General features: G+C 39.1%; 22 protein-coding genes. 8 read left to right on the top strand and 14 right to left on the bottom strand.

Annotated elements, in window-relative coordinates; all coding sequences use genetic code 11:
- Positions 1-7: 7 nt before the first annotated feature.
- The 4 genes from ACFSR6_RS19250 to eat form a co-directional block, all read right to left on the bottom strand.
- Positions 8-721, bottom strand: a complete 714-nt coding sequence (locus ACFSR6_RS19250) for a gamma-glutamyl-gamma-aminobutyrate hydrolase family protein (protein WP_379081902.1) — start codon at positions 719-721, stop codon at positions 8-10.
- A 118-nt stretch (positions 722-839) separates the two neighbouring features.
- Positions 840-1,988, bottom strand: coding sequence for an iron-containing alcohol dehydrogenase (locus ACFSR6_RS19245; protein ID WP_379081899.1), 1,149 nt, complete (start codon positions 1,986-1,988; stop codon positions 840-842).
- 75 nt (positions 1,989-2,063) lie between these two features.
- Positions 2,064-3,425: a glutamine synthetase family protein gene (locus tag ACFSR6_RS19240; protein ID WP_379081897.1), complete on the bottom strand. Its 1,362-nt coding sequence runs from the start codon at positions 3,423-3,425 to the stop codon at positions 2,064-2,066.
- On the bottom strand, positions 3,425-4,738 hold the full coding sequence (gene eat / locus ACFSR6_RS19235) for an ethanolamine permease (RefSeq protein WP_379081895.1): 1,314 nt from the start codon (positions 4,736-4,738) through the stop codon (positions 3,425-3,427). Before eat ends, ACFSR6_RS19240 begins: the two co-directional genes overlap by 1 nt.
- 210 nt (positions 4,739-4,948) lie before the next feature.
- On the opposite strand from eat, the gene ACFSR6_RS19230 reads away from it, so the two are divergent.
- Positions 4,949-7,045, top strand: coding sequence for a M48 family metalloprotease (locus ACFSR6_RS19230; RefSeq protein WP_379081893.1), 2,097 nt, complete (start codon positions 4,949-4,951; stop codon positions 7,043-7,045).
- A gap of 16 nt (positions 7,046-7,061) precedes the next feature.
- On the opposite strand, the gene yiaA is transcribed toward ACFSR6_RS19230, so the two are convergent.
- Complete coding sequence (gene yiaA / locus ACFSR6_RS19225) at positions 7,062-7,469, bottom strand: inner membrane protein YiaA (RefSeq protein ID WP_379081891.1); 408 nt, start codon at positions 7,467-7,469, stop codon at positions 7,062-7,064.
- A gap of 169 nt (positions 7,470-7,638) precedes the next feature.
- Here yiaA and ACFSR6_RS19220 point away from each other — a divergent pair, with 169 nt between their 5' ends.
- Complete coding sequence (locus tag ACFSR6_RS19220) at positions 7,639-9,141, top strand: NAD(P)H-hydrate dehydratase (protein WP_379081889.1); 1,503 nt, start codon at positions 7,639-7,641, stop codon at positions 9,139-9,141.
- 314 nt (positions 9,142-9,455) lie between these two features.
- Here ACFSR6_RS19220 and ACFSR6_RS19215 read toward each other — a convergent pair whose 3' ends face one another.
- The 4 genes from ACFSR6_RS19215 to ACFSR6_RS19200 all read right to left on the bottom strand — a co-directional run bounded on the left by ACFSR6_RS19215 (position 9,456) and on the right by ACFSR6_RS19200 (position 12,489).
- Positions 9,456-10,313 carry an anti-sigma factor gene (locus ACFSR6_RS19215; protein WP_379081887.1) on the bottom strand — a complete coding sequence of 286 codons (858 nt, stop codon included), beginning with the start codon at positions 10,311-10,313 and terminating at the stop codon, positions 9,456-9,458.
- A 2-nt stretch (positions 10,314-10,315) separates the two neighbouring features.
- The gene (locus ACFSR6_RS19210; protein ID WP_379081885.1) at positions 10,316-10,867 is read right to left on the bottom strand and encodes an RNA polymerase sigma factor; all 552 of its coding nucleotides are present in this window, start codon (positions 10,865-10,867) and stop codon (positions 10,316-10,318) included.
- 111 nt (positions 10,868-10,978) lie between these two features.
- A complete protein-coding gene (gene lipA, locus ACFSR6_RS19205; protein ID WP_379081882.1) occupies positions 10,979-11,872 on the bottom strand; it encodes a lipoyl synthase in 894 nt (297 codons plus the stop codon).
- A gap of 239 nt (positions 11,873-12,111) precedes the next feature.
- Entirely contained in the window at positions 12,112-12,489 is a 378-nt protein-coding gene (locus ACFSR6_RS19200) for a GNAT family N-acetyltransferase (RefSeq protein WP_379081881.1), read from the bottom strand.
- Positions 12,490-12,836: 347 nt separating this feature from the next.
- Here ACFSR6_RS19200 and cysS point away from each other — a divergent pair, with 347 nt between their 5' ends.
- From cysS to ACFSR6_RS19180, 4 genes are all read left to right on the top strand, one after another.
- Complete coding sequence (gene cysS / locus ACFSR6_RS19195; RefSeq protein WP_379081878.1) at positions 12,837-14,297, top strand: cysteine--tRNA ligase; 1,461 nt, start codon at positions 12,837-12,839, stop codon at positions 14,295-14,297.
- 40 nt (positions 14,298-14,337) lie between these two features.
- A complete protein-coding gene (locus ACFSR6_RS19190; RefSeq protein ID WP_379081877.1) occupies positions 14,338-15,342 on the top strand; it encodes a M28 family peptidase in 1,005 nt (334 codons plus the stop codon).
- A gap of 89 nt (positions 15,343-15,431) precedes the next feature.
- Positions 15,432-16,289, top strand: a complete 858-nt coding sequence (locus ACFSR6_RS19185; protein WP_379081875.1) for a nuclear transport factor 2 family protein — start codon at positions 15,432-15,434, stop codon at positions 16,287-16,289.
- Between the two features lie 231 nt (positions 16,290-16,520).
- A complete protein-coding gene (locus ACFSR6_RS19180; RefSeq protein ID WP_379081873.1) occupies positions 16,521-17,408 on the top strand; it encodes a glycerophosphodiester phosphodiesterase family protein in 888 nt (295 codons plus the stop codon).
- A gap of 133 nt (positions 17,409-17,541) precedes the next feature.
- On the opposite strand, the gene ACFSR6_RS19175 is transcribed toward ACFSR6_RS19180, so the two are convergent.
- The 5 genes from ACFSR6_RS19175 to ACFSR6_RS19155 form a co-directional block, all read right to left on the bottom strand.
- Positions 17,542-17,733 carry a hypothetical protein gene (locus ACFSR6_RS19175; protein ID WP_379081871.1) on the bottom strand — a complete coding sequence of 64 codons (192 nt, stop codon included), beginning with the start codon at positions 17,731-17,733 and terminating at the stop codon, positions 17,542-17,544.
- A 123-nt stretch (positions 17,734-17,856) separates the two neighbouring features.
- A complete protein-coding gene (locus ACFSR6_RS19170; protein ID WP_379081869.1) occupies positions 17,857-18,378 on the bottom strand; it encodes a tetratricopeptide repeat protein in 522 nt (173 codons plus the stop codon).
- 819 nt (positions 18,379-19,197) lie between these two features.
- Positions 19,198-20,160 carry an AAA family ATPase gene (locus tag ACFSR6_RS19165; RefSeq protein WP_379081867.1) on the bottom strand — a complete coding sequence of 321 codons (963 nt, stop codon included), beginning with the start codon at positions 20,158-20,160 and terminating at the stop codon, positions 19,198-19,200.
- 5 nt (positions 20,161-20,165) lie between these two features.
- Entirely contained in the window at positions 20,166-21,527 is a 1,362-nt protein-coding gene (locus ACFSR6_RS19160; RefSeq protein ID WP_379081864.1) for a peptidylprolyl isomerase, read from the bottom strand.
- 54 nt (positions 21,528-21,581) lie between these two features.
- Positions 21,582-22,031: a hypothetical protein gene (locus tag ACFSR6_RS19155; RefSeq protein WP_379081862.1), complete on the bottom strand. Its 450-nt coding sequence runs from the start codon at positions 22,029-22,031 to the stop codon at positions 21,582-21,584.
- A 242-nt stretch (positions 22,032-22,273) separates the two neighbouring features.
- On the opposite strand from ACFSR6_RS19155, the gene ACFSR6_RS19150 reads away from it, so the two are divergent.
- Positions 22,274-22,927, top strand: a complete 654-nt coding sequence (locus ACFSR6_RS19150; RefSeq protein WP_379081860.1) for a hypothetical protein — start codon at positions 22,274-22,276, stop codon at positions 22,925-22,927.
- 44 nt (positions 22,928-22,971) lie between these two features.
- Positions 22,972-23,544: a non-canonical purine NTP diphosphatase gene (locus ACFSR6_RS19145; protein WP_379081858.1), complete on the top strand. Its 573-nt coding sequence runs from the start codon at positions 22,972-22,974 to the stop codon at positions 23,542-23,544.
- Positions 23,545-23,754 lie beyond the last annotated feature (210 nt).

Here is a 23,754-nt window from a genome sequence, read left to right as displayed (position 1 = left end):
ATCCTTTTTAGCTGTGGTTGATATTTAATTTTATAGCGTTAATAAAAGCCTCATGAATATTTTTGCTAAATGGACTGTTTTGATCTTTCAAACGCTCAGGATGCCATTGTACAAATAATAAAAATGATTTCCCTTCTGGTTCCAGCCGTTCCATGGCTTCGGTAACCCCATCCGGTGAAATTGCGCTCACGACCAATCCTTTTCCTGTTTTATCGGTACTTTGATGATGGTTACTGTTGACCAATCCTTTATCGGTATTCACTATCTGGTTCAGCCACGAAGAAGGATTTACTATAATTTCGTGATAGCGATCTGATTTATTATGCATTTTCGAATGATCGAATTTCCCCCAGGATGGGATGTCTGGGATTAAAGTACCGCCAAAAAATACGTTGCCCACCTGCATACCTCTGCAAATACCTAAAACAGGAATAGAATGGGCTTCGGTATAAGCTAAAACCTTAAATTCAAACTCATCACGTTCTTCATCAATATCATCATCGTAACAATAAGGATAATATTCAGGCTGATTGTAAAAACGCGGATGAACATCTTCTCCTCCTGTTAAAACAATGCCCTCACATTTTTCGATGTCGTCGAAATTGTTAAGCTTGTATCCGAGCTGGATGACTTCTATATTTTTATTGGAAGATAATACCCAGTTGCGATAGATATCGAATTTGCTGCAGTCGGTTACACCGATTATTATTTTATCAGACATATTAATTAATTCCACTGATTTATCTTTTTCTCTTCGGAATGACTATAACGATTTTAGATTAATATATTTTAAATTCATAGCTGTAAATCCTAACATCCCATAATCTTTTAATCCTGCTCTAAAGCGCATTTAAGTACAATTGTTTAAAATCTTCCCTGCTTACCGGTTTAGGATTGTTTGGATGTGCAAAATCAGCAAATGCTAAATCGGCAAGTGTTTCAATGTGTTCATTTTTAACGCCAATATCACTCAATTTGTGCGGAATATTTACTTTCGTATTCAAATCGAACAGGTATTTTACAACAGTTTCACCATTTTCCTCTTTAAGCTCGAGTGTCCGGGCAATTTTTTTAAAACGGTCTTCAAAACCGGCAATATTAAACTGCATGCCATAGGGGATATTAACCGCATTTGCCAGGCCATGGTGGGTATCTAAAAGGGAAGAAAGGGGATGTGCCAGCGAATGGACCACGCCCAAACCTTTTTGAAAGGCAATGGCACCCATCATTGAGGCCATTAACATTTTGCTGCGGCTTTCTAAATCAGGTTTGCGGGTGGCGCGTTCCAACGAATCTTTGATCAATGAAATGCCTTCTAAGGCAATTCCATCGCACATCGGGTGGAAATTTTTGGCCAGATAAGCCTCCATATTATGGGTTAGGGCATCCATCCCTGTTGCTGCTGTAATAAATGGAGGTAAATCCATGGTTAATTCCGGATCGGCAAAAACTACCTGAGCCATTAGCTTTGGTGAGAACAGGATTTTTTTCTGGTGGGTTTCATCATCGGCAATAATGGCACTGCGGCCTACCTCGCTCCCTGTACCTGATGTGGTTGGGATGGTAATAAAATGGGGTACATCGTTGGTTACATAAATATCACCACCGATTAAATCATCATATTTAAATAAATCTTCGCGGTGGTTAACACGCAGCACAATGGCACGGGCAACATCCAGAGCTGCACCACCTCCTATGCCTATAATGCTATCGCGCTGGGTAGCATCCCAGGCATCGGTACCTTTGTAAACATCACTTTTTACCGGGTTTTTGTGTATGTCGCTAAACACCTCAACTGAAATGTTTTTTGTTTTTAAATCGTTTACGATGCTTTTAAAAAACGGAAGTTGAGCAATAGTAGGATCAGTAACTACTAAAGGGGCTTTTAATTGGTTTTTATTTAAATAAGCCGGTAATTCTTTTACTGCACCTGCACCAAACCGGATGGTTGTTGGAAAATTAAACTGATGGATTTTATCAAATATCATGAGGTTCTGTTTTATTCAGTAATTTATTTCTCTCTATTTTGTAGAGATGCTGAATCAGGTTCAGCATGGCAATTGTTAAATAATTTCGAAATATCTTTTCAGTTCCCAGTCGGTTACCACTTTTGCGTACTGTTTACATTCCCATTCGCGGGTCATGGTGAAATGATCAACAAAATCTGCCCCCAGTAAAGTTTTGGCCAGGTCAGAATTTTTCATTTTTTGGGTAGCCTCGAATAAATTACGGGATAATACGCCATTTGATAAATCGGTATATCCGTTCCCTTTGGTTAAAGGCTGCGTTAATTCCAGGCTGTTTTTAACGCCGTACATTCCGGCAGCCAAACAGGCAGAAAGGGCCAGGTATGGGTTGGTGTCTGACCCTACAATTCTGGTTTCCAAACGTGAAGCCTTTTTGCTCCCGGGGAGCGCACGTAATGCCGTTGTACGGTTATCGATTCCCCAGGTTACGGTGGTTGGCGCCCAGGCACCCTCTACTAAACGTTTGTAGCTGTTTATGGTGGGGGCAATCATCGGTAAGAGGTATGGCAGGCAATGCAACTGACCGGCGATATAACTTTTCATGACCCGGCTGATCTTATCGGGTTCTTTTTCATCATAAAAAAGGTTGGTATTATTGTTTTTATCCCATAGGCTCTGGTGTACGTGCCCGCTGCAACCGGGTAAATTTTCGCTTATTTTAGCCATAAAAGTGGCTAAAACACCATGTTTATAGGCAATCTCTTTTACAGCTGTTTTAAACAGAATGGCCTGATCGGCTGCCTGCAGGGCCGGGGCATATTTAATGGCAGCTTCGTAAACCCCCGGACCGGTTTCGGTATGTAAACCTTCAATGGGGACATCAAATTTATTGAGCAGTTCAAACAGATCGCTCATAAATGCATTCTGGTAGCTACTCCTTAAAATAGAATAACCAAACATACCCGGGCTTAAAGGTTTTAAATTGTTAAAACGCTTTTCGTTCAGGGTTTCTGGTGTTTCTAAAAAGTTAAACCATTCGAATTCCTGTGCAAAAATGGGCGAGAAACCCTCTTTTTCACAATCGGCGATCAGTTTTTTTAACAATTGTCTCGGACAAACCTCATTTGCCCGTTCCTGGTCGTCGATAAAATCACCGAGGAAAAAGGGAACATCATTTTCCCAGGGGATTTTCCGGAAAGTATTTAAATCAATTTTAACCTGTGCATCAGGGTAACCGGTATGCCAGCCTGTATATTTTCCGCTATCATAAGCCGCGTCGCTGGCATCCCAACCGAAAGTAACATCACAAAAACCTAAACGGCCTTCAACCAGTGAGGCAAATTTTTCGGCAGCAACGTATTTTCCCCTTAAAATGCCGTCGATATCGGCTACGGCTAATTTCACTTTTCCGGAGTGATGATTTTTTACATAATCAAGAATTTCTTTACTGGTACTCATTAATCTGCCTTTTTAAAGATTTTATATAGAAGAAATATACCTAAAACAATGCCCGAATAAATTAAACCTAATTTAAGATTATAAATCAGCATTGCGATAAAAGAAACACAGGAAATAATCAAAGAAATGATGGGAAACCACGGATAAAGCGGGGTTTTAAAAGGCCTTGCCATTTCCGGACTGGTTGTTCTAAGTACCATTAGCGAAATCATCGAGATGATATACAAGGTTAGCGCTCCAAATACCGAAATGATAATAATTTCGGCAGTTTTGCCTGATAAAAGTGCGATGATCCCAATTACCATATTACCTGTTAGTGCGTTGGCAGGTGTTTGGAACTTTGGCGAGATTTTGCCCAAAATTGCCGGTATGCTTTTTACCCTTCCCATTTCGTAAGTTGAACGCCCCGCTGCCAAAACCAATCCGTGGAACGACGCTATTAAGCCGAACAGGCCTATGGTAATAAGCAAGTGGTACATGAAGTGGTTATCGCCGGTAATCATGGAAAGGGCGAGGGGCAAAGGCGAATCGGAAGTTTCGCCCGATTTCCCGTTTTTATAAACGATGGCTTCCCACCCACCTATGCCAATGGTAGAGATAAAAACAAGTATACACAATACCACTAACGTAAATATGCCCCAGCCAAAGCCCTTACTGATATCGCGTTGCGGGTTCCTGGTTTCTTCGGCCACATTGGCAACACCTTCTATGCCCAGAAAAAACCAGATGGCAAACGGAATAGCGGCAAAAACACCACCCCAACCATTTGGAAAGTTATTGTACACCAGATTTTCTGCATGGAATTTAGGTAAGGTAATACCAGAGAAGAGAAGCAATTCGCCAACGGCCAAAATGGTAATAACCACCTCGAATGATGCCGCAGCTTTAACACCATATATATTTAATGCCGTAAAAATGATGTATATCGCAATTGCACTGGTAAGAATGGGTACCTGGGGGAAAAATGCATTAAAATAAGCGCCGATGGCAAAGGCAATGGCCGGAGGCGCAAATATAAATTCGACCATTTGTGCAATACCAGCAATAAAACCAATGTTTTTTCCAAGCGCTTTATTGGCATAATCAAAAACACCACCGGCTTTTGGTATGGCACAGGCAAGTTCGGCATAACTGAAACTAAAGGTTACATACATGATCATAATGGCAACGGTAGCAATGGCCATACCCAGGGTACCGCCTTTTTCGAGGCCTAAATTCCAGCCGAAATACATTCCGGAAATTACATAACCTACGCCAAGCCCCCATAGCATAAAAGGGGTAAGCGTTTTCTTTAAGCCATCTTTTTGTTCCATGGGCAGGATTACAAGATTTAAATAGGTTTATAAAATTTGCTCGAAAATGATAAACTATTAGCCTTGGTATCTGATGTTTAAAGTAGTGATTATTTTCGAATCATTTCACTACCACTTGCGATTGCTGCAATAATTTATTGTTAATTTTTTTTTAAAGCGCTTTTGGGCATTTAGCAGTTTTGTTATCTTGCATCACCAAACGATATCTTTATGAACGAAAACGCTCTCCAGCCTTCTGAAAATTTTAAGAAGATGGCTGCCAGGTCTGTACAGGCTATCTGGCTATTTGTATTAACCTACCTTTTATTAGTTTCTGCAGCAGTTGGCTTGACAATACTTTCTGCATTTGCAGGTCTTATGTTAATTGCAGCCAAACCAATGTTTATTACCATTATGTTGGGAGGCGGTTTGATCTGCTTTGGTGTTTTAATTTTAATTTTCCTGGTGAAGTTTATATTCAAGGTTAATAAAATTGACCGGTCTCATTTAACGCTGGTTACAAAAGAGGAGCAGCCTGGGCTTTTTAAAATGATAGATGAAATCGTTGCAGAAGTAGGCACTGATTTCCCTAAAAAGGTTTACTTCTCCTCAGAAGTAAATGCATCTGTATTCTACGATTCCAGTTTTTGGAGCATGTTTCTCCCGGTGAGGAAAAATCTTCATATTGGCCTAGGGCTTATGAATACCATATCTATTGATGAGCTAAAAGCGATTCTTGCACATGAGTTTGGACACTTTTCTCAAAAAAGTATGCGTACAGGGAGTTATGTGTACAATGTTAATCAAGTAATCTACAATACCCTTTACGAAAATGAAGGCTATGGTAATTTTGCACAGAAGTTAGCAGGTATAAGCAATTACTTTGCAATTTTTGTTGTTTTAGCCGGTAAGATTATTAGTGGGGTCCAGTTTATCTTAAAAAAGATTTATGATGTTGTTAACCTGAATCATTTGGCACTCTCCAGGGAAATGGAATTTCATGCAGACACCGTAGCTGCAAGTGTTGCAGGGTCTGATGCTTTGATTACGGCACTCCATCGTTTACAACTCGCAGATTACTCGTTAAACAATGTTTTTAATTACTATAATGGCAAAATAAAGGATAAGGAAAAAACCAATAACATTTTTCCACAGCAAAAATTTGTAATGGATTTTTATGCTGGCCTTCAAAAGATAAAAATAGAGAATCATCTTCCAATAGTATCGGAAGAACATTACAGCAAATTCAATAAAAGTAAACTGACACTGAAAGATCAATGGTCTTCTCATCCAAGAACCGCAGATAGGGTAGAACACCTCAGAAAGCTGAATTATCCGTTAAAGAGTTATGGAACCGGCATAGCAATTGACTTATTGGTAAATAAAGACACCGTTTTTGAACAGGTGACAAAAAAGCTCTTCGATGCAATTGACTATGGTAATTCACCAATAATTTCAGACGCAGGCAAGTTTGAAGAAGATTTTTTAGAAAACCAGCGACAAAATACTTTTCATCAATTATACAACGGCTATTTTGATTTTAGAAATCCATTAAACGAATTGAATTCAGAAGACTTTGAAAAACCTGGATTATCTATTCATTTGCATGCCAATAATTTTTTTAGTGATGAAAATTTAAGTTTGATATACCTTTTGGACGGTATTAACGAAGATTTAAATACATTGAAACAAATTGAGGATAAAGTTTTTGAGGTTAAAACCTTTGATTACGATGGAAAAAGGTATACTCAGCAAGATTGTTCCGAATTAATTGAGCGCTTAGAAAGTGAATCAAAAGATTTAGATGATCAACTGAAAAAATTAGATGCCCAGATTTTTGAATATTTTCTATACCTGGCCTTAGAGCAGGGGCGAAAAGAAGAATTTGTAAATTTTTACAATCATTATAAAGCCATCCGTACACTTTTGGAAAGTCAGAACAACTGCCATAATAAAATCACCCAGGTTACCTCCTTTATGCATACGCGAACAGCTGTTGAAACCATTGAACAGCAGATGTACCTTGTTAAGGATGAGGAAATAGTATTTAAAGAAGAGCTATTAAAATTGCTAACAAATCCTTTGTATGGTGAACACATAACGGCAATAGATAAAGAACAGATTGAAAAATTTATAGCTTCAAATTATAACTATTTTGCAGGAGGCAGCTATTTTAATTTTCAAGTAGACGAATTGTTTGATTCGATCCGCTTATTTGCGAAAATCATTAACGATACAAATTTTAATGCGAAGAAAAGATTGCTTGATTTTCAGGTAACTTTAGAAGGAGTAAATTCAACAGCAAATAAAAAGCCGGTAACCATTTAAGCTACCGGCCTTAAAATTATTCCGTATCCCGGTTTTTATTTACCGTTTGGCTATCCCTCGTATTTTTCTGCACCGTTATGGCACCAAAAAGCGAGAGTAAAAAGGCAAAGGCGTAAAAACCTTTTTCGCTTGGCAATAAGGTGGCATTCCATAAACCAATTACCAATAAAGTAATGGTTAACAGGGTAGAGAACCAGCTAAGGCCATAATAAATTTCAGTTACGGGTATGCCTTCCAGTTTATCGCGGACAGCTTTCTGTAAAGAGATTACAGCAAAAAGGCCAAACATCAATACGGTAAAATAATATCCTTTTTCGTTGAGAAGCATATCAGAGCGCCACAGCCCTACAATGAAGCCGATCATTCCTATGCCTAATGCAATCCAGGCTGCTGCCACAAATGCATTTGATGGTTTTTGATTCATAGTTTAGAGGTTTAATTTAATTCTTTACAAAAAGTTAAAGATTGGCAAAAGGTATAAAAATTAAAAGAAACCCAGTTAAATTATTTTCAAAAACCATATTAAATGCTTGACATAAAACCAAACAAAATTCAATATTTCGCATTATAGCTTATAATCTTATCTTAGTGATATGCGAACGTTGCTTACCTCTGCCCAAATGCGCAGTGCCGATCAGTTTACCATTGCCAATACACCCATTGCATCAATCGATTTAATGGAAAAAGCTGCCAGGGCCTTTGTTCAGTACTTTTTGAGGGAAGAATTTGACACCAATAAAAGCGTGGCTATTTTTTGTGGAAAAGGCAATAATGGTGGCGATGGACTAGCTATTGCCCATTTGCTGCTGGCCAACGGCTATGAAAATATTAAAGTTTACCTTGTTAACTTTAGTAAAAAGCAAAGCGACGATTTTACCATCAACCTGCAACGGATTGATGAATCGAGGTGCAAAAAAACAGTAATCAACCACCCTTCAGAACTGAAAAGCCTAAAGGCAGATTTAATTATCGATGCCATTTTAGGCTCAGGTTTAAATAAAGCCCTGGCTGGCGACTATCAGGAACTGGTTCAGTTTATTAACAAACAGCAAAAAAAGGTGTACGCTGTAGATGTTCCTACAGGTTTTTTTGCTGAAGGAAAGCTGCCTGAAGATTATAATGGCATAAAAGCTTATAAAACCATTTCTTTTCAACGGCCAAAAATCAACTTTTTTTTCCCCGAATCGGCTGCCGCGACCGAAAGGTTCGATGTAGTGGATATTGATCTCGATGAATCATTTATCCAGAAACAGGATGCTGGTTTCTATTTGATTGAAGAAAGCGATATTCAGAAAGCCCTCCATCCAAGAAAATTGTTCAGCCATAAAGGCACCTACGGGCACGCGCTGATTATAGCCGGTAATACCAATACCATGGGCGCTGCTTTACTCTCCTCAATGGCTTGTTTACATACAGGTGCGGGTTTAACTACCGCATGTATCCCACAGAGTGGATTAATGGCTTTAAATACCAGCTTGCCTGAAGTAATGGCATTGCCAAGAGATGAATATACCCGGATCGATAATCCTAAGAAATATCAGGCCATTGCTATCGGACCAGGTTTAGGGACAATGCCCGAAAATGAAAAACTATTGGAAAATTTAATCCTGGCCAATCAACCCTTAATTATTGATGCTGATGCCTTAAATATTTTGGGCGAAAGGGCAGATCTGATCGATAAACTTGCGCCAAATACTATTTTAACTCCTCACATGAAAGAATTTGACCGTTTATTCGGTGAGCATACTAACTGGTGGGAAAGGGTACAATCGGCTAAAGAACAGGCAAAAAAACTAAAAATCGTTATTGTGCTTAAAAACCAATATACTTTTATCTGCCCGCCAACCGGTAAGATACTCATTAATCCAACGGGTAACCCCGCAATGGCGCAGGGGGGGATGGGCGATACCTTAACCGGGATTATTGCGGGCTTTGTGGCACAGCAATATACTGCAGCGGATGCAGCCGTTTTGGGCTGTTATATTCATGGAAAGGCTGGCGATGAGCTGGCAAAAGATCATTTCGTGGTTACGGCATCGCAAGTAGCGGTAAGCATTGCTAGAGAAATTAAAACACTCGTTTCCAAATTAGTTTAATTGCGTAAAATATGTCCGTTTTTTGAAAAGCGCATACAGAAGTGTTTAGGCCAAGATAGTCCTGCCACCCGCTTTACCTCTCTGCGTTCGGTGTTCGCTATTGCCAGGTTTAGGGGGCATGGTCACTCATTCTATTCAGGGTTGCTGGGAGCAAAACTTTTAGCCAAACGGTTGGCCGTTTAAATTGCTTCTCCGAAATAGAGGTTGGCCTTCGGCTGAGAAAATCTTCTTGTAATTAGATTATGATTTGAAAATAAAAAATCCCGGCATTGATGAAATGCCGGGATTGAATATATTAATTTGTTATTTTTATTTTAAACACCACCCATTACGGTAAGTTTTTCCATTGTTGGGTTAACACTTCCGCCCATAGGCTCTAAAGTTACGGCAAAGGCCTGTGCTTCCTGGATGGCCTGCATTTTTACCAGTGCCTCATTATTAGTTGAATCGGTTTTTCCGAAAACACCCAAACTTACCGGTTTGCCGTTTACCAGTGCCCATAACTGATATTCATGTTCGGCATCAGGCTTTGGTAAATCCATGGCAACATAATTGATCAGTACACTTTTATCTTTTTTGTTCCAAAATACCTTCATTTTAGAAGCAGGGCTAAACGGCTGACCAGTCATGCGTATGGTTGCCCATTCCTTACTTTCGGCCATGGCCGCTATATTATTCAGCCCCTGGTTCTCAAATTCCAGTTTGCTTACCACCCCGGCAAATTTTTGTTTGTCAAGGTTTAAGTTTGCAATCTGATCATGTGCATCACTTAACTTATTGTAAGTAATAAACAATGCTGCTGTACTGATTATCAATAAAGCTATACAAGCTACTAAAGCATACCGTAATACCCTCACTTTAGCATCACTTCCATCCAAAGCTATAATTTTTGGTTCTTCAGTATAAATTGGTGCGGGTTGAACATTCACATTCTCTTCAACCTCACTTAATCCTAACTTTTCGAATAATCTTGTTTCTACATCTGCAGATGGCTCTACAGCATTTTGCATTGCATATTGCTCCATAGCCTGCTCAATAGCAGCTATTTCATCTCTTACTTCGGGGTATTGAGATGCCATTTCCTCAACCTGCAACGTTTCTTCAGGTGATAAATCACCTAAAACGTACAGCTCAAGTACTCCAGATTCGATATATGCTTTTAAATTTTCCACGCTCAATTAAAATTCCTTCTCAATTCAATAATAGCCAGCCGGATCCGGGTTTTCACCGTACCTAATGGCAGATCTAACTTCTCTGCGGCTTCAACATGAGTGAAGCCCTTGTAATAAACTAAATCAAGAACTGCTTGTAAATCTGGTTTAAGATTATCTACAAGTTGTTTAACACCAACAATATCGGGGTTAAATGTAACCTTGTTTTGTTCATCAACGAAACTTACGTTATTTTCTATATCTTGGTTTTTGAGTGAATTCTTAAAATCTTTAGAACGAAGTTTGTCGATTGATAAATTGCGGGCAATATTCATCATCCACGTAAACAAACGTCCCTTGGTCTGGTCATAGTGTGTTGCAGACTGCCATATTTTTACAAAAGTTTCCTGTAAAACATCTTCTGCAAGTTCTGAGTGAGTAATAATACGTGAAATAACGCCATAAAGAGCTGATGAATACATGCTGTACAGTGTTTTCAAAACCGCTGGATCTTTCGATTGCAGTGCTTGAACAAGTTCTGGCTCGGTTAGGGTTAATTTTTTTAATGCAGTCACTATGGTCACTAAGATACAATACAGAACACTAAAAGCAAAAAAATGTTTTATAAACGCATTCTCAAATGGAGTAAAGCATAAAACATTTTAAATTCTCACGATATAAGTGCACTATTTAATCCCATCAATTGGGAAAAGATGCTTTTCGGCATGGTAAGACGAACGCACCAGCGGACCACTTTCTACATATTTAAGGCCTTTGGCCAAACCAACTTCTTTATACATCGCAAAAGTATCAGGGTGTATCCAGTCTACCACCGGATGATGGTTGCGGGTAGGTTGTAAATATTGACCTAAGGTTAAAATATGAACGCCATTGGCCACTAAATCGTCCATGGCTTCGAAAATATCCTCTTCGGTTTCGCCCAGGCCAAGCATAATACCTGTTTTTGCTCTTAAACCAAACTCCGAAATTCTTTTTAAAGCTTCTAAGCTTCTGTCGTACTTAGCCTGTATACGCACTTGTCTGGTTAAACGCTTAACGGTTTCCATATTATGCGAAACCACTTCCGGACGTTCTTCCAAAACGCGGTATAAATTATCCCACTGGCCTTTAAAATCAGGAATTAAAGTTTCTAAGGTGGTAATCGGGCTTTCCCTGCGGATGGCTTGTAACGTTTCGGCCCAGATGATCGATCCGCCATCCTTTAAATCATCGCGGTCAACAGATGTGATTACACAATGTTTAACACCCATTAATTTTACCGAGTTGGCTACACGATTTGGCTCATCTGCATCAACTGCCAGCGGGCGACCTGTTGCAACTGCGCAAAAAGAACAGCTACGGGTACAAATGTTACCCAAAATCATAAAAGTTGCCGTACCTGCACCCCAGCACTCGCCCATATTAGGACAATTTCCGCTTTCGCAGATGGTATGCAGCTTATGTGTGTCTACTAAACTGCGAACCTGTGCATATTCTTTACCAACAGGTAATTTTACACGCAACCAATCTGGTTTACGTTTAACTTCAGTTACAGCAGGTACTACAGGTAAATCAATCATGCTACAAAGTTAATGAATAGGATTGAATTGTTGCAATGCCGAAATGTTTGAGGGTTGTAATAAATACTATGTATGGTTAACTGGTTAATTGTTTAAATTGGTTAACTGTGAGCAACCTGCAAAGTGGGAGGGAGACTTGCGAAGTCGGGACTGGTCTTTGCACTGGCAGACTTCGCAAGCATGCTGGGCTAAAGGTCTCTTTCAAAAGCAACCTGCCGTTTATTTTCTTCAAAACCAACTCATTTGTAAAATTTATGGCTTTCGGTACGGTTGATATTGCATCTCACTTTTAATTTTTTTACCTGGTGTTTTTTTGCCCAAAGATTTATACTTTCTATTAATTGCTTCCCGATTTTTAAATTACGGTAAGCAGAATCGACAACCAACCCCCCGATTTCGACAAAAGGACCTGATTCTATCCTTAAAGTATAAAAACCATGGATCCAACCTACTACTTTATTTTCGAGTAGGGCTACATAAGCACAATTTTCTTTATTGTTATTGATGTGTTTTATCCTGGCTGATGTTTGCTTGATATTACTTTCGTATCCCAGCTGTGTGGATAGCCCGGCCACACTTTCTGTATCTTGTTCCGAAATTTCTCTTATTTGAACCATTTATTGACATTTGATAGGTAAATCTAAAATAGGGATTTAAATTCGTTCTATGGGTTTATAAGCCAAAAGTACAGCAATAACCAAACTAAACCCTATTGAAGCGGCAGCCTGAGCCCCTTCGGCGAAGCTACAGCGGAAAGAGGGGCTACCGTTACCGATGAGCAGTAGTGTGCCTTTCCTCCTGTTGGAGAAAAATCAATGCTATAAATAAATATTGTTTTACTGTCAAAATGGTAACATCCTGACAGCACAGATAAATGCCGCCTGTAAATGTTAGTTAAAAATCATAAGCTAAACATTGCAATTTTAAGGGTTTCAACTTTCTAACTAAATCTTACATTTGCAATATGAATACTGGCTTACAGCTTTACAATACGCTTTCGCGCAAAAAAGAACTTTTTCAACCTTTAAATCCACCCAATGTTGGGATGTATGTTTGCGGGCCTACCGTTTATAGCGATGTGCACCTGGGTAATTGCCGCACTTTTATTTCGTTTGATTTAATTTTCAGGTATCTTAAATATTTGGGATATAAGGTTCGCTATGTGCGTAATATTACCGATGCAGGTCACCTGGAAGGCGATAGGGATGAAGGCGATGATAAGTTTGCAAAACGTGCAAAGCTTGAGCAGCTTGAACCGATGGAAATTGTACAGAAATATACTTTAGGTTTCCACGATGTATTGCGCATGTTCAATACGCAACCGCCAAGCATTGAGCCAACCGCTACCGGGCATATTATTGAGCAGATTGAAATGATTAAAGTGATTATTGCCAACGGTTATGGTTACGAAGTGGATGGCAATATATATTTCGATGTAGAAAAATACAGTAAAGAATATAATTATACCATATTAACCAACCGTAACCTTGAAGATATGCTGAACAATACCCGCGAACTCGGCGGGCAGGATGATAAACGTGGCAGGTTGGATTTTGCACTTTGGATAAAAGCTAAACCCGAAACTTTAATGCAATGGCAATCGCCATGGGGCATGGGTTTTCCGGGCTGGCACATTGAATGTTCGGCTATGAGTGCCAAATATCTGGGCGCCGAATTTGATATTCATGGTGGTGGAATGGATTTGGCTGCAACACACCATACCAACGAAATTGCACAGTCTGAAGCCTGCAGCCATAAACAGCCAGCACGTTATTGGATGCACACCAACATGCTTACGGTAAACGGTACGCGCATGTCTAAATCGGCTGGCAATGGTTTTCTCCCTTTAGAATTGTTTACCGGAGATCATCCTTTACTGAAAAAAGGTTATAGCCCGATGACAGTAAAGTTTTTTATGTTGCAGGCACACTACCGTAGTACCCTTGATTTCTCTAACGATGCGTTAGATGCCTCAGAAAAAGGCTTTCGCCGCTTAATGGCAGCAATTGGCCTGTTGGATAAACTACCGGTTTCTGAACAGAATGACTTCGATATCGATGCATTGAAAGAGAAATGCATTGCAGCCATGAATGATGATTTTAACAGTCCGATTTTAGTTGCAGAACTTTTTGAGGCCGTTAGAATTATCAATACGGTTTACGATGGTAAAGGCAAAATCTCTGCTGATGCCTTAGAAAAGTTAAAACAACTGATCAATGATTTCGTATTCGATATTTTAGGACTGAGGGATGAAGACGCCGGAGGAAACGACTTAAATGGCGTATTAGAAATGGTTATTAATTTAAGAACAGAAGCAAAAGCCAATAAGGATTACGCAACTTCTGATCGTATCCGTATTGGTTTGCAGGCCTTGGGTATTCAGCTTAAGGATGGTAAAGAAGGAACTACCTGGAGTAAGGCTTAGGTAGTCTGGAAGTTCATTCCCCTTTTAAACGGGGCAGGGGATGAAAAAGCAAGGAATGAAAATGAATAAAAAACTTTTAATACTGCCTTTGTTAGCTTTAATAGGATTTGAGGCATGCCAGAATAAAACAAAGCCAGATACTGATGATAGTGGGAAAGAGGTTCCATTAAAGCTTTCTTCGCCCGAATTTAATGCGGATAGTGCTTATGCCTATACCAAGGTGCAGGTAGATTTTGGTCCGCGGGTGCCGGGAACTGCAGCTCACCAAAAATGTGCAGATTACCTGGTGGCCAAACTAAAATCGTTCGGTGCAGATGTTAAAGTACAAGGAGAAAAAACAACCACTTACGATGGTAAAAGTTTCCAGTTAAAAAATATTGTTGCTGTTTTTAATCCCGAACAAAAAAACAGAGTTTTAATTACTGCACATTGGGATGCCAGGCCTTTTTCTGATCAGGATCCCGACCCAAAAAACCACACAAAGACTTTCGATGCAGCAAATGATGGCGCAAGTGGTGTGGCTGTAATTTTGGAAATGGCGCGCCAGATTCAACAGAAGCAGCCAAATGTTGGGGTCGATTTTGTGCTTTGGGACCTTGAAGATTATGGTAAAGCCAATGATGAAACACCCGATGAAACCACCTGGTGTTTAGGTTCGCAATATTGGGCCAAAAAAGCTGTTGCTTCCGGTTACAAGGCCCTGTATGGTATTAACCTCGATATGGTTGGTGGTGGTAATGCGCAATTTACCCAGGATGAAATTTCGCGTCAGGCTGCGCCGGATGTGGCAAACAAGGTGTGGGATACCGGGAACGAAATTGGTTATTCTTCTTACTTTACCAAAATCCCGAGCGGCAAATTGGTTGACGATCATTTCTGGATGAATAAAGCTGGCATTCCTTCTATTGATATTATCCATTATAACGATAACAGCGGTTTTTACATCAACTGGCATACTCAATTGGATAACTTGGCAAATATTGACAAAAACACCCTAAAAGCAACCGGCCAAACAGTTCTGGAAACCATATACAGGGAAAAATAATAGGTAACAATGTTCAATTGTTAATTATTTTTAAGACCATACACCAAAGAAAATTTTATATTCGCCAAACAATATTATCCTAGTCAATAATGAAAAAACTATTTTCAACTGTTGTAGTTTCACTTTTAGCCATGGGTGTTTTTGCCCAGAAGAGTGATGGAACAACCAAATCTTTAGTAAATACCGAAAAGGAATTTGCTAAATCAGTTGCCAAAAATGGAGATAAAGAAGCTTTCCTTGATTATTCATCTGCAACAACCTTAGTGTTCAGACCCAACCCGGTTAATGCCAAAACTTTTTATACAGGTAAGGCAGAAGCTCAAAATGATATCAGCTGGACAGCAAACCTGGCAAAGGTATCGCGCAGTGGTGATCTGGGTTTTACCACCGGACCATACGAAATCGGTACTTCAGAAAAAAAATATGGTCAATACCTTTCCATCTGGAAATCAGAAAATGGCAGGTGGAAACTGGCGATTGATCTTGGAACAGAAAGCAACAAACCTTTGGCAAAAGTTAGCCAGTCGTTTGTTGAACCAAAAGACCACGTAGCACCGAAGTTTTTAAATGAAAGAGAAATTAAAGCAGGCAGGGATATCATTTTAACTACAGAGAAAACATTAAATACCTTGCTTAAAACACACGGTATTGCGGCATTTGGTGGCTTTTTAACCAACGATGCACGTTTACTCTTCCCGGGTAATGAAGCCATTGATGGAAAAGGAAAAATTATTGCTTTTTATAACAGCATGATTAGTAAGATCAACTTAAAAACCACAGGAGTAGATAAGGCGATAGGTAGCGATTTGGCTTATACTTATGGTGTAGCCACAATTGATTATAAGGCCGATTTACGTGAGAGCTTTAATTATGTTTTCGTTTACGAAAAAGCAGCGGATGCAAGCTGGAACTTAATTGTACAGGCTTTTGTACCGGCAGAAAGATAAAATAACAATGTGAATTAAAGAGGGCTATCGATAAAAAGAGGCCCTTTTTTTATGTCGGCACTTTGCCTTTACCTGAAGTTCCTTTCCAGTTTAGCCCCGATTGAAGCGGCATCCCCCGATTTTTCATCGGGGATATAGTGGAAAGCGGGAACAAACGCTAAAAACAGCACAGTTTTTGCGCTTCAAAAAGAAATTTTTCTAATAAAATTGTCCATTTTACGTTTAAAATCTATGCATAAAAAATTACTTCTCTTCTCTGCTCTCGCTTTATTATGTTTCAATGTTTCGGCACAGAAAAAGAAATTCGATATCCAGGGTAAAGCCGGTGCACGTGGTATTATGCCCGAAAATACCATCGAGGGGATGTTAAAAGCACTTGATTTAGGTGTTACTACCCTCGAAATGGATGCCGTTATTTCTAAAGATAAACAGGTGGTACTCTCGCAGGAGCCTTATTTTAATAATGAAATATCGCTACAGCCTAATGGAAAACCCATCACATTAAAAGACCAAAAGAATTTCAATATCTATCAGATGGATTATGAGGAGGTTAAAAAGTTTGACGTAGGCAGTAAGGTGCATAGCCGTTTTCCGGGACAAATGAAGTTTAAAGCGTATAAGCCATTACTTACTGAAACAATTGATGCGGTTGAGGCCTATGTTAAAGAACATAAACTGGCCAAGCCCATGTACAGCATTGAAACGAAAACAATTAAAAATGGCGATAATGAATTTCACCCTGAACCTGCAGAATTTGTAGACCTGATTATGGAAATCATTAATGCAAAAAAATTGAGCAAAAGAGTCATTATCGAATCGTTTGATATGCGTACGTTGCAATATCTTCATGAAAAATACCCTAAAATACAAACATCGCTGTTGATAGATGAAAAAGAACCCTTTGAGGATTATATCGAAAAACTGGGTTTTAAACCGACTATTTATAGCCCTTATTCGGTATTGGTGGGTAAAGGCCTGGTAGACCGCTGTCATGCCATGGGCATTAAGATTATCCCCTGGACGGTAAATACAGTTAAAGAGCTTAAATATTTTATGGATTTAGGTGTAGATGGTGTACTTACCGATTATCCTAATATTATGGGACAATTGGATAACTAGTCTTAGTCTATAGGTGGGTGTCTCACCGACCGAAATAAAAGTTTAGCTGGTTGGTGTGACACCAACCAGTAGAAGAGGTAACATAAAAAAAGCGCTGATTTCAGCGCTTTTTTTATGACTTTACTAATAATGCCTAGTGGTGCGATTCGGCAGCTTCTGTTTGGTGACCTTCTGTTTCACCGTGAGAAGCAGCTTTTTCATGACCTGGGAAAATTGGTCTGGTGAAAGCCACAAGCAGGATTAAAACAATAATCCAAGCCGTTAATGGTAATGCCCAAATGCCTTTAGTTTGCTGAACAGGCGCATGTGAATCGTGAGCTGACATATCGAATATTTTTGATTTTAAAATTTATGCTTTGTAATTGTGTGGTAAAGATAATAACAAAATTAAAATAAAAAGATTAAAAGGCAATTTGTATGTAAAAGCATGGGATAAAGGTTATACCCTTTATCCCTGCAGCTCATAAATCATTTTTTTGGTGCTGTTCATTTTGCTTTTAATGCGGTCCTGATGTTCGAGCAATGCATTGTGCTCATCCTGGATGGCATTGAAAAGTTCAGCTTTTTTGAAATAGCTGGCTGCTTCCACAAAATTTTGCTGTTGCTCGGCATATAAACCCAGGCTTTCATAAATATGAGCTTCGCAAACACCAGCAACCTTTAAAGCTTTATCAGCAATTTGTTTTACCAGTTTATACATTTTAAGCGTAATCACCAGTTTTAAATAAGGGACGTAAACTTCAGGAAAATCGGGGTCAAGTTCCGTGCAACGTTTATAATAATAACCTGCTGTTCTATAGTCTTTAAAACGGTTGTGGTAAATATTCCCCAGCTGAAAATAGGCCCTGGCATAATCAGGGTCGAAAGTAATCAGCTCATTAAAATACTGAAGTGCTTTAGGCAGTTCGCCCCAGTGCAGCTCTTCAATGGCCTGTAGATATTTTTCCTCTACAGTAGTATAAATGTCCATAACAGATATGTTAAATTTTGATAAGCAGTAATTGCTTAGCAAATGGGTAATTAAATTGATTTTTAAAATTGGGTTTTATGCGCTGATGGCAAAAAAACACTAAGGGTTGGGAAGTAAATTTACATCAATACCCAAACCCTTTATGCCACAAGACTGGCTAAAGTTCATTTTTTGGATATGTAGTTGACGTAGCATTGCTGTAAATTTGATGCAAAGATATTTATTTCCAGTGAATTGCAAGCTGTTTTTTTGAATAATGTTGATTTTAGCGGTTTTCTGCTTTGGTTAACAATTCTTTGCGATAATAGGAATCGTGATCCGGCATTACAAAAAATCCTAATCAATTAAGTCAATATGTCAATAAGAGCTATATAGACCGGTAAAGTAACTATTCCCAAAAAAATAAGGAATTCTTTTTTTGAACGGCCTTTACTTACCAGGGTAATGACCAAAAAAGTAATGAAATAGATAAATGTAAGGAATAGAATGCCTACAATCATACCAAAATCGGGCATGCCGCATCTTGGTCTTGTACTCGCCGGTAGGGTATGAAAAAATGCGAAAGTATATACCCAGTTAACAAGGTAGAAGCTTATGAATATTAATGAAATTATTCTTCGCCACATAAATGCAAGGATGGGATTTACGATTTCCATTTGCCACTTTTATTCTTAATGCGGGGAATGTAAAAAGGTAACCAATTTGCTGGTCGGAATTTCCTGGATTTATCTTCATTTCGAGCGGAGTGTAGCGAAGTCGAGAAATCTGCTGCAATAGATCTCTCCGTTTCACTGCGTTTCAGTCGAGATGATGATTCTATTATAATAAATCTTTAATGATTTTTTCGATTGACAAACCTTCGGCTTCGGCGCGGTAGTTCCGTACAATACGGTGGCGTAAAATGGGTTCAGCTACGGCTTTTACATCTTCAATATCCGGAGAGTATTTTCCGGTTACTGCTGCATGGCATTTTGCGCCCAAAACTAAAAATTGCGATGCACGCGGGCCTGCACCCCAGCTCACATATTTGTTTACTGCATCAGTAGCAAATTCTGTGTTCGGACGGGTTTTCGCTGCCAGTTTTACGGCATATTCCAGTACATTGTCAGTTACCGGGATATCGCGGATCAGTTTCTGAAAATATTGGATATCATCTGCATGGATAATTTTCTGCAGTTGAAGGGCTTTATTACCGGTAGTATTTTTTACGATGTTCAATTCGTCTGCAAAAGCAGGGTAGTTTAATTGAATATTGAACATGAAACGGTCTAGCTGAGCTTCGGGTAGAGGATATGTTCCTTCCTGCTCAATCGGGTTTTGTGTAGCCAGCACAAAAAATGGCTTTGGCAGGGTATGCGTTTGTCCGGCTGCGGTTACCGATTTCTCCTGCATGGCCTCCAACAGGGCTGCCTGGGTTTTTGGAGGAGTACGGTTAATCTCGTCCGCAAGGATAATATTAGAAAAAACAGGCCCTTTTATAAACTTAAAGTGCCTGTCTTCTCCTAAAATTTCGGCACCGATAATGTCGCTTGGCATTAAATCGGGCGTAAACTGGATCCTGTTGAAATCGAGATCCAGAACGGCAGCCACAGTTTGTACAAGTAAAGTTTTAGCTAATCCGGGTACGCCAACCAACAAACAGTGTCCGTTACTAAAAATGGCGATTAAAACAGATTTTATGATGTCGTCCTGTCCAACTACGGCCTTACTTATTTCGGCTTTAATATTGTTGAAAGATTGGTGAAGTGCATCAACAGCTTCTACTTCGTTCTTATACTGCATTGGCGTTATTTTGCGGCTGTGGTTTTTGTCCAGATTTTTAATTCGTCACAGTTATTGAACTCGTCGTCGATTTTGATGTAAGTATTTTCGCGGCGTTTCTCAAACCATTCGCTTAAAGTACGATTAATTTTATCACTTTGTGCAGCATCCCTGATTTTTGGGAAATCCTGTTTCATATTTGCCTTATGAGGAGGTATTTTCGATTTTAAATATAAAATACGGTAACCCTGTTTTCCATCGGCTGCAGTAAATAAGCCAGGTTTGGAAACACCACCAATTTTCATGCTGTCGATTACCAAAAATACCGATGGATCCAATTTATCAACCGGGATAAAGGTACTTCTTGCCTGAACATTTTCGGCATTCAGCATCATACCACCATTGTACTTGGTTTCTTTGTTGTCTGAATATAAGTTAGCAGCGGCAGCAAAGCTTAATTTTTTGCCAATAATGTTATTATAGATACTATCTGCATGAAGTTTTAAACGGGTTAAACTTTCAGGGGTGGTTTTAGGCATAATTAAGATGTGCCTTACGTGTACCTGTTCGCCACGACGCTCCAGTACCTGTAAAAAGTGGAAACCATAATCTGTTTCGAAAACCGGTGAGATTTCTCCTGCTTTTAATTTAAACGCCCATGCGGTAAATTCCTTTACCATGGTATTTCTGTCGATAAAACCGTAGTCGCCGCCATCAGATGCAGAACCCGGGTCTTCCGAATAGGTTTTTGCCAATACGCCCATATCTTCTCCGGCTTTAACCCTCAAACGGAGTGCTTCTATTTTATCGCGGAATTTCTGTTTTTCGGCCCTGGTTAACTGAGGGTTTAAAATGATCTCACCAACTTCAACCTCGGTATTGAATTCTGGAATACTATCGCCCAATGATTTGAAGTATTTTTCTACCTCCATAGGGGTAACATTGATGTTCTCGGTAATTTTTTGCTGCATTTTCTGCGCAATCAGTTCATCTTTTACCGATGGTCTGATTTCATCTTTATACTGAAGAACCGATTTGTTCAGGAATTGCTCTAAACGTTCCTGACCACCTGCCCGCTGCATACTGTAACGCATGCGTTTGTTCACCTCATCGTCAACCGCTCCATCTTCAACCATTACCGAATCGATTTCGGCTTGTTGTTTAAGTAATTTCTGGGTTAAGGTCTGTTGTAAAATTTTACATTTGATCTCATCATTGGGAGGGTTACCCTGATAAAGATATTGTGTGTATTGTTGATTTAAATCTGACAGCAGGATAATATTGTTTCCTACAACAGCAGCAACTTTATCTACAGTATGCTTATTTTGGGCATAACTGTTTAAAAACAGGCTAATTAAAGCGGTTGCTACTAAAAAAACTTTCTTCATTCTATTTGTTATATTTTGCAAATTTAATACTTATGGTCAACTCTATCCATTTGGTTATAACCTGGCGAGTTTTTTAAGTTCATTTTCGTTAATCCTTACCTGATATTTCTGTTTAAGGCTTTTCAGCCAGTTTTCTTCCAAATTTTGCTGGTAATCAGCAATTACTTCACCCCTAACTTCATTTAAAGGTTTGCTATAATTTTTCTGATTTTTGTTGTAAAAATCATTTATGGCCTGCTCATCTTCCTGTGCCCTGCTCCAGATTTTCTGTTCCGAGACATTGAACATTAACACACCTTCCCGGTATTCATTCAATAAAAAATCACGGTCTTTGTTGCTTACCCCAACTTTTTTATGCGCATTTAAAGCATCCTCATAAGTTTTGATCTCTTCCTGGTAACTGGCACTTTTATCCAATCCCATATCGCGGGCATCCAAAACCTTAAGTTTAAAATTTATATATAAGTTTAAATAAGTTTGTAAAGTATCGTATGCAGTACTCATGTTTCCGTTGTGGCTTTTTTTATATGCCCACATAAACTCTTTGGTACTTATTGATTTACCATTAACCACAGCAACATTCTGTGCAAATGAAATGCCGTATATAAAGCTGAAAACAAATAAGCAATAAGCTTTCCTCACACAGAGTACTCTATAAATTTTAAGGGATAAAAGTAACAATTAGCGGCGCTATTATAAGATATTTAACTAATTTTAACAGAAATTATTATCCAGCAAAAATACGAATGGAAAACCAGGTTACCAACAATGCGAATGCTTTACGTTTATTTTTTACCGATGAGGTTTTTGTGGTGAAAGATGAAAGTGTGCAAAAGCGGCCTTTGGGTAATGCAGAGCCCGTTTTTGCTGCCGGAAATATTGCTGTTGCAGAAGAAAAGGAAGCTGTTTTAAGTGCAGAAATTGCCCGGATTCCTGAAATTAAATCAACACAGTCGCCAAAAGTTTACCCACAAACAACTGAAATTCCGCATATTGCAGAGGAGCCGATGCCTGAAAAAGTATTTAAATTTTTAGGTGGGAATAAGAAATCAGTGCTGATTTTAGTGAACGATCAACAGCATGATGTAAGTACCGAACAGGGTAGGGAGCTGCTACGGAAAATTGTTAAGGCCATTGACCTGGGAACACCCGATTTTGCAGTATTGAACTACGCAAATTATAAGGGGACAGATTATGTGGAACTGAACCGTTTTTTTAAACCTGTTATCATGTTATCTTTCGGGGTAGAGATTGCAGCGTTAAAACTAAACCTTACCTGGCAGAACGAGATTATTATCCACGAAAACACAAAAATTATCTTTGCACCGAATCTCCACCATCTCGATAGTGATATAACAGCCAAGAAAACGCTTTGGGGACATCTTCAGAAAATTAAATAAGCCGGTAATAAAAAAACGGATAATCTTTCACACCTTACACCCAAATGAAAAAACTTGTTTTTGCCAGCAATAACCAACATAAAACAGAAGAAATACGTGCCGCTCTCGCAGGTGAATATGAAGTATTGAATTTACAGGACATTGGCTGCTTTGCGGATATACCCGAAACAGCCGATACATTCGAGGGGAATGCTAGTCTGAAAAGCAGTTATGTCGTAGCGCATTTCAATTTGGATTGTTTTGCTGATGATAGTGGCATGGAAGTAGAGGCTTTAAATAACGAACCGGGCGTTTATTCGGCAAGGTATTCGGGAAGCAGGGATAGCGCAGAAAACATCAGGCTTGTTTTGAAAAACCTGCAGGGAAACAATAACAGAAAAGCCAGGTTTAAAACCGTAATCTCGTTAATGCAAGACGGGCAGAACCATATTTTTGAGGGTGTAATTGAGGGCACAATCAGGGAAGAAATTGCCGGATCAAAGGGTTTCGGCTACGATCCAATCTTTCAGCCCGATGGTTACGATGTTACCTTTGCAGAAATGGATATGGCGCTGAAGAATACAATCAGCCACAGGGCAATTGCGCTGAAAAAAATGATTGAGTTTTTGAAGGCTTAGGAGAAAAATAGCTTAATAGTAATTGTTAAGCATCATATCCACATTGGAGAAATCTATCTTGCAATTTATTTAGTGTGAATTTTTGGTATTAATATTTGAATATCAGATTGTTGTGTTGTGTTTCGTCATTGCAAGGTGGCATATCAACGAGCCGAAGCAATCTATCATGTAATTTATCATCAAAAAGATTTTTCATTTGTAGCTTATTGC

The sequence above is a fragment of the Pedobacter vanadiisoli genome, assembly GCF_042684385.1.
In the GTDB taxonomy this organism is placed as follows: Bacteria; Bacteroidota; Bacteroidia; order Sphingobacteriales; family Sphingobacteriaceae; genus Pedobacter; species Pedobacter vanadiisoli.
The sequence above is the reverse complement of the archived record's forward strand: the minus strand, read 5'-3'. Positions and strand labels throughout refer to the sequence as shown.